Raw genomic sequence first — 10,401 nt, 5'->3', positions numbered from 1 at the left:
GGATCAGTCGCGCTCGTCGTCCGAGTCCTGTGCGCGGCCGGGCGTCGCGATCACGACCCAAGCGGCGAAGGCGGCGAGCAGGACGAAGAACAACGTGTTGATGAAACCGGGAACCTGTTCGAAGATCTCCCCGCACGGCCACCGCTGGGGAAGGTAGGTGGGCCCGTGGGACGGGTCCGGGTAGAGGCAGCGGTAGTCGGTTCCGCTGCCGAACACCTTCAGGGCACTGAAGGCGCACACCGCGGTCGCGCCGATCAGGGTCGCCTTCGCCCGGATGCCCCACGGACGCGCCACCTCGCCGGTCCGTCTCGCGACCACCGCGAACAGGTGCCACAACAGCACCACCGCGACCACGACGCCCACCATGGCGATGAACATCGACTACCCCCTCATCCACCCCGCACCGACAGGGGCACCCAACTCCTCGACACGCGACCGGCCGGGCAATCCACGCCACCACACCGTCGTCCAGCGAGTTGTCCACGGGCCTGGGCATCGTAACCCGGAGTCGGGCTCCGTGGTGGCGACCGGGCAGCCGAGCGAGGCGTGCGGGTTTTCGCCCGAACAGGGAGTCCCGCCCCCGTTACCGAGTGCTCCCACGTCGTCGCAACGACCCGGGGCCGCGCTGCCTGCCCCACCCGTAGTCGCGCCACGACCACTTCCGGGGACCCGGGCGCCCAGCTCGGTCCGGTCCGCGAGGGCGCCCCACAGGCGGTACCCTGCGGTCGACCCGAGGCGCGGGTGCAACGGCTGGCGCGGTGGCGGTGTTCACCTGGTATGACCGACCCAGACGCGGCCGTCCTCGCCGCCATCGCCGACGACCTCGACGCGGGGTTCGCCGAGTTGGTCCGCACCCACCAGCGGGTGGTGCTCTCGGTCGCCCTGCGGGTCGGCGGCCGGGACGCCGAGGACCTGGCCGCCGAGTGCTTCCTGCGCGCCTACCACGCGCTGCGCGGCTACGACCGGTCCCGCATCCTCGCCCTGCGCCCCCGGTCGTGGCTGCTCACGATCCTGCTCAACACCTGGCGCAACACCGTTCGCGCGGCGAGCAGGCGGCCGGTGGTCGCCGTCGCCGAGCTGCCCGAGCGGGCCACGGCAGGCCCCAGCGTGGAGCAGCAGGTGGCGGACGCCGAGACCCGCGGCGAGCTGGCCGCGCTGGTCTCGACCCTGCCCGAGAACCAGCGGGTCGCCGTGGTGCTGCGGCACGTCGTCGACCTGCCCGTGGCCGAGATCGCCGCGGTCATGGCGGCACCGGAGGGCACCGTGAAGTCCCACATCTCCCGCGGCCTGGCCCGGCTGCGGGAGCAGTACGCGAAGGAGGTCGTCCGATGATGGCCCACGACGAGACCCCCGACCAGCTGACCGCCGCGCTGGGCGGCCTGGCCGCCCCCCTGTCCCTCGACCTGACCACCCGGCTGTTCGGCCGGTGGACGACGGTCCCCGGCCCGGTCGGCGAGCTGTTCCTCGCCTACACCGACGTCGGCGTCAGCTACATCCGCACCGCCGCGTCCGTGCGCGGCCGGGCCGAGGTCTTCCGGGAGCACTTCCACCAGCGGTTCAACCGGCCGCTGCAGCACGTGGCGGCCGTGCCCGCCGGGCTCTTCCCCGACGCCGCGCGCGCCCAGGAGGCGCCGGTCGACCTGCGCACGCTGACCTCCTTCGAGCGGGACGTGCTCACCGCGACCCGCGAGATCCCGGTCGGCCAGGTCCGCCCGTACGCGTGGATCGCCAAGGCCATCGGCCGCCCCAAGGCCGTGCGCGCCGTCGGCACCGCGCTGGGCAACAACCCCGTGCCGGTGCTGATCCCGTGCCACCGCGTGGTTCGCGCCGACGGCCACCTGGGGCAGTACGTCTTCGGCGCGGATGTCAAGGAGGACCTGTTGCGCGCCGAGGAGTCCAATGTGGACGAGATGCGCGCGCTGGCCGACGCCCGCCGCGCGGTGGTCGGCCACGACGGCGTCGTGTGCTACCCGTCGTGCGACCGGATCCGGTCGGTCCCGGCGGCCTCCCGGCGGGCGTTCCGCACGGTCGCCCAGGCGGTGCAGGCGGGCTACCGGCCGTGCGAGCGGTGCGGACCGGTGGCGTGACGTCCGCCGAACTGGCCACGGTCCTGGCCCTGGTCAAGCGGTTGGGCACGCTGGTCAACCTCGGCCACGGTCGGGACCCGGCCTCGGTCGCGTCGGCCCGGGCGTTCCTCGACGCCTGGGACGGCGAGATCGGCGCGGTGGTGAGCTGGCCCGCGACCGCGGCGTCCTGGCTGCGGTCCGCCTGCCGCTTCGCGGGCGGCGCCCCGGACGCGTGGGTGATCGCCGACCAGGCCCGCTCCTGGACCGGCATCGGCGGGCGCCTGGCGGCGATGCCGGAGTGGCGTCCGGGTAGGACAGTGGCTTTCGCCGGTATGGCCTGGGATGGGCTGGCAGGCGTCGAAGGATTGCGCGGCGCGGGCGCGGACGGTACTGAGTGGACTATCCTCGACCGGAGTGTGACCTGGTGTCGGAACCTCAGTGGCCCAGGAACATCAGGTCGTTCGCGGTGAAGGCGTGGTCCGGGAATCCGGGGAGCTGCCGCTGGAATGTTTCCTCAAGCAGGCCCGGGCTCGCGGTGAAACGCGGTTCGAGCGCCGATTCCACCGGGATGAGCGCGAGCCCCGGGTGACCGTGCACCCGGAAGTCGACCCGCGCGATGACGATCGGTCGCTTCACGTAGATGGCCGCGTCGAACGCGGGCCCGCAGGCGAGGTCGATCCAGTTGTCGTCCATGCCGGGCGCCCATTCGAACATGTGGGTGATCCGGCGCGCGTAGGCTTCCGCCTCTTTCTCGCTCCACACAAGGGATCTCACCGGGGTGAGGATGTGGTCGATGTCGACGACGGTGCGCGGGCGCGGCGGGCCGGGCGGCTCGGTCAGGAACCGGACCAGCAACTCTTCGGCGGACTCGTGGGTGTGGTTCGCCTGTCCCGCCGCGCCCAGCGCGACCAGCAGGTCCCAGTGGAGGTCGCTGAACTCGTTGTGCCCCAGCACCCGGGACCTGGCCCAGGCAGTGGCCTCTCCCGGTGTCACCGCGCGGCTGACCAGGTTCTCCAGCCACCGCCGGAGATCGGCGGTCAAGGCTTCCTCGCCACCACGATGTCGCGCACGATGGCCTGGTCGACGCGGTGGCTGAAGCCCAGGTACGGGCCCTCGTCGAGGGGTTCGAGGTTGGCGGCGGCCAGTGCGTCCACAAGGGACGCTCGGGGAACCACGTTGGTGTTCCACGAGATCGCGAGGGCCCCGCCCGGCCGCAGCAGGCCCACCCAGCCGCCGATCGCGGCGCGGATCAGCTCGAGCGGGCCCCGGTGCAGGGCTCCCGTGGCGCGGCTGCCGTGCTGGACGCCGTAGGGGGCGTCGGTCGCGATGACGTCGAAGGTGCCCGCGCGGTGGAACCGGTTGGCCTCGGTCGTGTCGGCGTTGACGTAGTCCAGGTCGAGGGCGTCGCCCGCCTTGTACGACTCCTTGGTGACCCCGATCGAGGCCTGGAACCGGCGGGCGATGACCTTGCCGTCACGGCGCACGCGGGTGGTGTCGGCCTGGTGCTTGACGCGCTTGCGCTTGAGCCAGGTCTGGATGAACTGCGCGTACGCGTCGAAGTCCTTGCCGTCGACGTCGATGCCCGCGGTGTCGTAGCCGTAGGTCAGGGCCTGGTTGAGCGTGGTGCCGCGCCCGCACATCGGGTCCAGCACCCGCAGCCGCCTGGTCAGCATGTCCTGGGCGGACGCGGAGGAGACGACCGCCAGGTTGAGCAGCAGCTTGGTGAAGTGCTCGTTGGTCTTACCCGGGTACTTCTGGATGGTCACCAGGTCGTCGTCGAACTTGTCCAGCGGGGTCAGCTCCACCGGGGCCAGCAGGTCGCCGCGCCGCTCGAACAGCGCGTACGCCGACGACAGGTTCGCCAGCCGCGCCGCGTCGTCCGGGCCCAGGTCGGGGCAGGTGAAGCCCAGGTACGGGACGCCGCTGAGCCGGACCGGGGCGATGTCGCGCACCCGGCCGCCGAGCAGGCGGTCGCTGAACACCGCCAGCTCCGCCGCCATGAGGTCCACCGACGACTCGGCGTAGACGCGGTTGAGCGCGGGTCGCACGAGCAGGACGTGGGTGGTCATGGGCTCCCGATTCGGTGTGTTCGCGGTGGTCAGGGCCATGATACGGCGCCCGGGTCACCGACAACCCACTTCATCCTTGACAAGAAAAGTTGTCGGTGACAGGCTAGGCCCATGTTCGACGTAGCGGTGATCGAGGACCCGGCGGCTGCCGAGGTCACGCTGGACCCGGTGCGCGCCCGCCTGCTGGCCGCGCTCGCGGAGCCCGGCTCGGCCAGTTCGCTGGCCGCGGCCGTCGGGCTGCCGCGGCAGAAGGTGAACTACCACCTGCGGGCGCTGGAGAAGCACGGCCTGGTGGAGCTGGTCGAGGAGCGGCGCCGGGGCAACTGCACCGAACGGGTGCTGCGCGCCACGGCGGCCTCGTACGTGATCTCGCCCGCGGCGCTGTCCGCGGTCGAACCCGACCCGGCCCGGGCCCCCGACCAGCTCTCCGCGCGCTGGCTGCTGGCCCTCGCGGCCCGGTTGGTGCGCGAGCTGGGTCGGCTCATCGCCGGTGCCACCGCCGCCAACCAGCGGCTCGCCACCTACGCGATCGACTCGGAACTCACCTTCGCCACCGCCGCCGACCGCGCCGCGTTCGCCGGTGAACTGCAAGAGGCGGTGGCCGACCTGGTCCGCCGCCACCACGCGGAGGACGCCCCCGGCGGGCGCAAGCACCGCCTGGTCGTCGCCCTGCACCCCAGCCTGAAGAACTAGAAGGAGCTTGTGCCATGTCGAAGCAGTTCGAGATCCGCCGCGAGGTCGTCCTCGAGGCCACCCCGGCGCAGATCTTCGCCGCGGTCACCGAGAACCAGGGGTCCTGGCTGTTCCCGATGCCGTACCCGCCCGCCGACGGCACCGTCGACGCGCAGGGCAGCCGGGTGACCAAGTGGGACCCGCCGCACGAGGTCGCCGTCCGCACCGAGGGCCCGGACGGCTGGTTCAACGCGCTGGAGCACGTCATCGAGGCCCGCGACGGCGGCACGGCCGTGCTCCGGTACGTGCACAGCGGCATCTTCACCGACGACTGGGACACCCAGTACGACGGCGCGGGCAAGCACACCGACTTCTACCTGCACTCGCTCGGCCAGTACGTCAAGCACTTCCCCGGCCGCGGCGCCACCTACGTCGCCGCCGACGGCCCGGCCGCCTCCCACGCCCCGGGCGCGGTCGACGTCCTCCGCCGAGCCCTGGGCGTGACGGCGGTGGGGGACCGGGTGCGGATCGAGGGGCTGGGGGTGGACGCGGAGGTCGACTACCTGGAGGGCCAGTTCATCGGCCTGCGCGACGGCGACACCCTGTACCGCTTCTACTGCCGCGAGCCCTGGGGCGCCCCGGTGTCGCTGGCGCACCACCTGTTCACCGAGCCCGCCGACCCGGAGAAGACCACCGCCGCCTGGCAAACCTGGCTCGACGCCGTCTACGCCTGATCCCCACCTCGCCCGCGATCTGGGGGTCGCGGGCGGGGACGCCTCCCCTCCCTGGTGCCTGGCCCGTTGCCCGCGGCCTCGCTCCACGGTCCCGCCCCTCACTCCCCAGCGCCCGCGCCTTGCCCCCGCACCCCAGGCAGCCAACCCTTCTCCGGCGCGTCGTGGGCCTGCGCGTTCTCCTCCGGCCAGGTGCCCCCGCTCGCCCCGAGGCCGCACCGCTCACCCCCAGTTCTCGAGCCCCTCTGCTCGACGCGTCTGCCCTCACGCCTGCCAGCCAAGTGCCCACCACCCCCCGGCATCCCGCTCGCCCGGCGCCCGCCCGCAACAACCACGGCCCCTCCCAGCCAGCCTTTCCCCAACGCGTCGAGGGCCCGCTCGTTCTCCCGATCCACCTCGAGTCCGCGTTGGCCGGCCCGCTCGCGACATCCGCGCCCCTGTCCGCCCCAGATCCGCGCCGCAGCACTCACCCCAGCGCCTCACCTCGAAGCGCCGGCGCCCACACCTGCCTGCCAGGCGCTCCACCCCACACGAACCCCCAACCGCATCCCGCTCGCCCGGCCACGCCCTAGCTCGCCGACCACAACAACCACGCTCTTCCTCGACGCGTCGTGGGTCCGCGCGTTCTCCTGATCCACCCCGGATCCGCGTTGGCCGGCCCGCTCGCGACATCCGCGCCCCTGCCCGCCCCAGATCCGCGCCACAGCGCTCGCCCCCAATGCTCGAGCCACCTCGACTCGAAACGCCGCCCCCACACCTAACTGCCAGGCGCTCCACCCCGCACGACCCCGACCACATCCCGCTCGCCCGGCGTCCCCAGCACCCGCCTTCCCGCGCCCCTAGCTCGCCGACCGCGACAACCACAGCCCCAGGCAGCTCGCTCTTCCGCAACGTGTCGTGGGCCCGTGCGTTCTCCTGGTCCACCTCGGATCCGCCTTGGCTTGCTCGCAACATCCGCGCCTGCCCCCACTCGCCCCGAGGCCGCACCGCTCACCCCACCGCTCAAGCCCTCGATTCGAAGCACCTGCCCCCGCACCGGCCAGCCAACCCACCCCACCCTCGCCCGGCTTCCCTTGCTCGCCCGGCTTCCCTTGCTCGCCCGGCTTCCCTTGCTCGCCCGGCTTCCCTTGCTCGCCCGGCTTCCCTTGCTCGCCCGGCTTCCCTTGCTCGCCCGGCTTCCCTTGCTCGCCCGGCTTCCCTTGCTCGCCCGGCTTCCCTTGCTCGCCCGGCTTCGTCGATTCCTCAGCGCCCTCCAACCCCAAGCGTCCCAACGCGTCCGCAGTGGCGTCCCACCCGACCACCACTCGAGCCCTCGCCGATCCCAGGAGTCTCCGATGAACACGCGACCCTCGTCCGACGACACCCACGCCAAGATCGACACCGCCCGGCCCGGACGACAGACCCCACCCTCCCAGGGGGGCACCCCGAAACCAGTCTATTGGCCGGGTGGTGGTGGGGAACCGCGCAAGCTGAGCCTGTGGACAAGTCAGGCGCATGTGGACAACCGCCTCGCGCCGGTTGTGCTCGCGGCGGTGCGGGTCGTGGTCGGCTTCCTCTACCTGTCCCGCGGCCTGCAGGGCTTCGGGCTCTTCGGGGGGATCGACGGGGTCGGCGGCGCGGTGGACCTGTGGACGTGGCCCGACTTCTGGGGCAGCGCGCTGGAGGTCGCTGGTGGGGGACTCGTCGTCCTGGGGTTGTGCACCCGCACCGCCGCGTTCGTCAGCTCCGGTGTGATGGCCTACGCCGTCCACGCCCCGATGGGGTTGCTGCCGCTGCAGAACATGGGCGAGCAGGCGGCGTTGCTCTCGTGGGTGTTCCTGCTGATCGCCGTGCTCGGCCCCGGCCGCTTCGCGCTGCGCCGGGGGTAGCGGGCCACGGGCCCCGGGCGCGAAACCGCCCGGGGCCTTTCCGCGTGGTCCTAGGACCATTCCGGTGGTCCGATGTTCGTGGCAAATTGCCAGTGTGTGCCATGACGTGGTTCACGCGGTCGAGGAAAGCGCAGGTAATCGTCACATATTCGTGGCCTACAATTAAACACAACATCAGTGATTTCGGCGGTTGCGAGTAGGGCTCCACCACAGCAAGCTGACCTGAACGGCCACCGATGGGATGACGAGTCCTAGGACCACCTGCCAGATTCCGCCGGTGCTCACGGGATCCACAGGGTGCTCGAGCGGATCACCAGGTTCGGGGCCCCCGGCTCGCCCGGGGCGGGCAGCGCGAGCAGGTCGGTGACGACCTCGGTCAGGTCCGTGCCGTCCTTCATCCACACCACCCCGTCGCCCACCAGCCGGTTGGCCAGGACGTGGTGGCGGTCGAAGACGAACACCGCGTCGGTGTGGCTGTCGGTGCTGTTGGTCGCGGCGACGGCCACCAGGTCGTCGTTCTCCTGCAGGAGGTGGAAGCGCCAGTCGTGGTCGCGCAGGTCGAGGAGAATCGCCAGTTCCGGGAACCGGCGCACCGCCTCCGCCGCCGTGATGGGATCGCGCGTGGCTGCCATGTGAACTCCGCTCTCGTGTGATCTACAATCGGAAACCGATTGCCCAGAGTTTGTGACCTCGAGCCGGGTCCGGCCACGCGATTGCAGGCCCTGCAACTGGTTATTCCAACGGTGTGGGTGGTGACGGGTTGTCACCAGACGGGGAGAACACATGTCGAAAACGCCGAAAGCGGTCGCGCTCGGTCGGGCGCTCCGTCAAGCGCGGGAGCAGCGGCGGGTCTCGTTGCGGGACTTCGCCTTCAGGATCGACCGGGACGCGCCGACGCTGTCCCGCTGGGAGACCGGTGACCGCGTCCCCCGGCCGGAGCAGGTCGCCCGCATCCTCGCCGCGCTGCGGGTCCGGGGTGAGCGCTTCGACCGGATCATGGCCCTGACGCAGGGGATCGACCTGCCGCAGTGGATCACGACGGACCCGGTGGAGCGCGGCGAACAGCGCGCGGCGTACCTGGCGTATGAGCAAGGTGCATCCGGGATAGTGCAGATCAGTCCCTTGCAGATACCGGAACTCCTGCAGACGGAGGAGGTGGCGACCGCGATCGCGACGGCCTCCGGCGTCCCGCTGCCGGACGTCCCCCGCCGCACGGCCGACACGCTCGGCCGTGCCACGGCGGTCACCCGGCAGCAACCCGCCCGGCTCACCGCGCTGATCGGGTTGTCCGCGCTGCACCAGAACGTCGGCGGCCCGGAAGCCGGGTTCGAGCAGCTGCGCCACCTGGTCGAGATGGCCAAGCTGCCCAACGTCGAGGTGCTCGTCGTCCCCTTCGGCCTCGGCTGGCACCCAGCCCTCGACGGCGCCTTCTCCCTGCTGGAGTCGTCGGCGAGGGACACGGTCGCCTTCGTCGAGACCCGGGTGACCACGCTCTGGCTGCACCGGTCGGAGGACGTCCGCACCTACCAGCGCGACGCCGACGCGATCCGCGCCCTGGCCCTGAGCCCGCTGGAATCGCTGCGCACCATCACCGACACCGCCCAGCGGCTGCGCGCGAGCGGGAAGGCGCGCGCGAACTGACCATCCGATAAGGACTGTCGCTTGTGGCCGCTTGAGATCGGTGCCGCCGGGGTGCGCCGGCGGCACCGCGAGATCCGCCGATCGGCGACAGCCCGGGCAAGAGCAGCGCGGTGGGGCAGTCGGCCTGATTTCGTGGGACAGCGACGTGCGGAAGCGGCCACGAAGACCCGGCGGTGGAGGAGGATGGTCAGGGTAGGGGGACATGGTGGGGCAGCGTGATCCCTGGGCCGCGGGAGCTGTTCGACAGGGCCCTGGGTAGCGGCACCCGTTCGGGAGGAACCGTCGTGGTCGTGTTGGGCAGGCAGTGGTGGCTCACCCTCTTCTGGGCCTTCCTCACCCTCCTCTGCCCGCTCTTCGTTCTCGCCACCTACCAAGATCTCCATGACCGCGCCGATCCCGTCTTCCTCGGCACCACCGTCGTCGCGACCGGCTTGGCCCTGTGGTGCGCGAACCTCGTGCGCGCCGTGGGTCCGGTGCGGATCAAAGACGGACGGCTCACCTGCACCACCACGTGGCGCCACCACCGGATCGAGCCCGCGGAGATCTCCGGCTGGCGGTGGGTCCGTCCGCCCCGATCCTCGCTGGCCCGGTTCCTCGGGCTGAGCTACCTGGCCGTCAAACTCGTCGACGGCCAGGTGCTCCCACTGCGGTGGCACCTCGTCCGGTTTCCCTGGGGTACGGGCACCCCCGCCCACACCGCGCTCCTGGACTTCCTCGGCGCCGAGAAGTTCAGCTCCCGCCGGGTGCCCTGGTCCGTGGAGATCGGGTGAGGATTCGAAGGAGATCAAGCCGTTCGCCGCCGAATTGAGGTGTTATCGGAGGTGGACCGGGGAGGATCTGATGCGCGTAGTGGGCCTGGTGGTGATTTCGGCGCTCTTGTTGACCCTCGCGGGCTGCACCGGCACGCGGCTGTTCGGCGGCGACGGGGTCGGCGGCCCCTGCCTGGAGGAGCACGACGCCACCGCCGCGCGGCTGCGGCAGAACGAGATGGTCACCGACGTGATCCCGCCGGGCGCGGTGCCCGGGGAGGTCTGGGTCATCAAGCCCTGTGACGACGAGGGCTACTTCGGTGGCGTCGAGATCCGGATGTCCGGGGCCGACGGCGGCATGCCGCGGACCCGCGCTTTCTACCGCGCGGAAGCGGCCAAGCGCGGGTGGGAGCCCAAAGACGGTCGCGGGGATGGCCTCTGCTTCGAGCACCCTGACGAGCCTGACGTGCTCCTGCTGGTCAACTCCGTCTCCGACGACACCTTCTCCGTCATGCTCGCCTTCGGCCCCCGCCCCTGGACCTGCGCGACCTGAACGGTTCCCCGATCACCACCAGGGAGTTGGCATCGCCGCCCGACCCTCGACC

General features: G+C 71.5%; 13 protein-coding genes. 9 read left to right on the top strand and 4 right to left on the bottom strand.

Going from position 1 to position 10,401, the window contains the following annotated elements; genetic code table 11:
• Positions 1-3 precede the first annotated feature (3 nt).
• The gene (locus CLV40_RS26270) at positions 4-378 is read right to left on the bottom strand and encodes a hypothetical protein (protein WP_104481654.1); all 375 of its coding nucleotides are present in this window, start codon (positions 376-378) and stop codon (positions 4-6) included.
• Between the two features lie 399 nt (positions 379-777).
• Here CLV40_RS26270 and CLV40_RS26265 point away from each other — a divergent pair, with 399 nt between their 5' ends.
• The 3 genes from CLV40_RS26265 to CLV40_RS26255 are packed head-to-tail and all read left to right on the top strand — an operon-like array spanning position 778 to position 2,536.
• The gene (locus tag CLV40_RS26265) at positions 778-1,332 is read left to right on the top strand and encodes an RNA polymerase sigma factor (protein WP_104481653.1); all 555 of its coding nucleotides are present in this window, start codon (positions 778-780) and stop codon (positions 1,330-1,332) included.
• The gene (locus CLV40_RS26260) at positions 1,329-2,087 is read left to right on the top strand and encodes a methylated-DNA--[protein]-cysteine S-methyltransferase (RefSeq protein ID WP_245931580.1); all 759 of its coding nucleotides are present in this window, start codon (positions 1,329-1,331) and stop codon (positions 2,085-2,087) included. The genes CLV40_RS26265 and CLV40_RS26260 overlap by 4 nt, the downstream gene beginning before the upstream one ends.
• Entirely contained in the window at positions 2,084-2,536 is a 453-nt protein-coding gene (locus CLV40_RS26255; protein ID WP_181043747.1) for a hypothetical protein, read from the top strand. The genes CLV40_RS26260 and CLV40_RS26255 overlap by 4 nt, the downstream gene beginning before the upstream one ends.
• Here the strand turns inward: CLV40_RS26255 and CLV40_RS26250 are convergent.
• Both CLV40_RS26250 and CLV40_RS26245 read right to left on the bottom strand, forming a co-directional pair.
• Positions 2,502-3,107: a hypothetical protein gene (locus CLV40_RS26250; protein ID WP_104481651.1), complete on the bottom strand. Its 606-nt coding sequence runs from the start codon at positions 3,105-3,107 to the stop codon at positions 2,502-2,504. The two genes, CLV40_RS26255 and CLV40_RS26250, sit on opposite strands and share 35 nt — an antisense overlap.
• Entirely contained in the window at positions 3,104-4,135 is a 1,032-nt protein-coding gene (locus CLV40_RS26245; RefSeq protein ID WP_104481693.1) for a TRM11 family SAM-dependent methyltransferase, read from the bottom strand. The genes CLV40_RS26250 and CLV40_RS26245 overlap by 4 nt, the downstream gene beginning before the upstream one ends.
• A gap of 111 nt (positions 4,136-4,246) precedes the next feature.
• On the opposite strand from CLV40_RS26245, the gene CLV40_RS26240 reads away from it, so the two are divergent.
• From CLV40_RS26240 to CLV40_RS26220, 3 genes are all read left to right on the top strand, one after another.
• On the top strand, positions 4,247-4,828 hold the full coding sequence (locus CLV40_RS26240) for an ArsR/SmtB family transcription factor (protein WP_104481650.1): 582 nt from the start codon (positions 4,247-4,249) through the stop codon (positions 4,826-4,828).
• Between the two features lie 14 nt (positions 4,829-4,842).
• Positions 4,843-5,541 carry an SRPBCC family protein gene (locus tag CLV40_RS26235; protein ID WP_104481649.1) on the top strand — a complete coding sequence of 233 codons (699 nt, stop codon included), beginning with the start codon at positions 4,843-4,845 and terminating at the stop codon, positions 5,539-5,541.
• Between the two features lie 1,466 nt (positions 5,542-7,007).
• Positions 7,008-7,406, top strand: coding sequence for a DoxX family protein (locus CLV40_RS26220; RefSeq protein ID WP_245931582.1), 399 nt, complete (start codon positions 7,008-7,010; stop codon positions 7,404-7,406).
• 281 nt (positions 7,407-7,687) lie between these two features.
• Here the strand turns inward: CLV40_RS26220 and CLV40_RS26215 are convergent, their stop codons facing one another.
• Positions 7,688-8,038, bottom strand: a complete 351-nt coding sequence (locus CLV40_RS26215; RefSeq protein WP_104481647.1) for a hypothetical protein — start codon at positions 8,036-8,038, stop codon at positions 7,688-7,690.
• 151 nt (positions 8,039-8,189) lie between these two features.
• On the opposite strand from CLV40_RS26215, the gene CLV40_RS26210 reads away from it, so the two are divergent.
• The 3 genes from CLV40_RS26210 to CLV40_RS26200 all read left to right on the top strand — a co-directional run bounded on the left by CLV40_RS26210 (position 8,190) and on the right by CLV40_RS26200 (position 10,349).
• Positions 8,190-9,047 (top strand): helix-turn-helix domain-containing protein, encoded by an 858-nt coding sequence (locus CLV40_RS26210; RefSeq protein WP_104481646.1) that lies wholly within the window; start codon positions 8,190-8,192, stop codon positions 9,045-9,047.
• Positions 9,048-9,262: 215 nt separating this feature from the next.
• Entirely contained in the window at positions 9,263-9,817 is a 555-nt protein-coding gene (locus tag CLV40_RS26205) for a hypothetical protein (RefSeq protein WP_146108252.1), read from the top strand.
• A 70-nt stretch (positions 9,818-9,887) separates the two neighbouring features.
• A complete protein-coding gene (locus tag CLV40_RS26200) occupies positions 9,888-10,349 on the top strand; it encodes a hypothetical protein (RefSeq protein ID WP_146108251.1) in 462 nt (153 codons plus the stop codon).
• Positions 10,350-10,401: the final 52 nt, after the last annotated feature.

This window comes from Actinokineospora auranticolor (assembly GCF_002934265.1).
Classification (GTDB): Bacteria; Actinomycetota; Actinomycetes; order Mycobacteriales; family Pseudonocardiaceae; genus Actinokineospora; species Actinokineospora auranticolor.
This window is presented reverse-complemented; position numbering and strand designations above follow the sequence as displayed.

Bases quoted from the DNA above. Each gene is read 5' to 3' on its own strand.
- CLV40_RS26270 (WP_104481654.1), bottom strand. From the start codon at position 378: ATGTTCATCGCCATGGTGGGCGTCGTGGTCGCGGTGGTGCTGTTGTGG.
- CLV40_RS26265 (WP_104481653.1), top strand. From the start codon at position 778: ATGACCGACCCAGACGCGGCCGTCCTCGCCGCCATCGCCGACGACCTC.
- CLV40_RS26260 (WP_245931580.1), top strand. From the start codon at position 1,329: ATGATGGCCCACGACGAGACCCCCGACCAGCTGACCGCCGCGCTGGGC.
- CLV40_RS26245 (WP_104481693.1), bottom strand. From the start codon at position 4,135: ATGACCACCCACGTCCTGCTCGTGCGACCCGCGCTCAACCGCGTCTAC.
- CLV40_RS26240 (WP_104481650.1), top strand. From the start codon at position 4,247: ATGTTCGACGTAGCGGTGATCGAGGACCCGGCGGCTGCCGAGGTCACG.
- CLV40_RS26235 (WP_104481649.1), top strand. From the start codon at position 4,843: ATGTCGAAGCAGTTCGAGATCCGCCGCGAGGTCGTCCTCGAGGCCACC.
- CLV40_RS26215 (WP_104481647.1), bottom strand. From the start codon at position 8,038: ATGGCAGCCACGCGCGATCCCATCACGGCGGCGGAGGCGGTGCGCCGG.
- CLV40_RS26210 (WP_104481646.1), top strand. From the start codon at position 8,190: ATGTCGAAAACGCCGAAAGCGGTCGCGCTCGGTCGGGCGCTCCGTCAA.
- CLV40_RS26200 (WP_146108251.1), top strand. From the start codon at position 9,888: ATGCGCGTAGTGGGCCTGGTGGTGATTTCGGCGCTCTTGTTGACCCTC.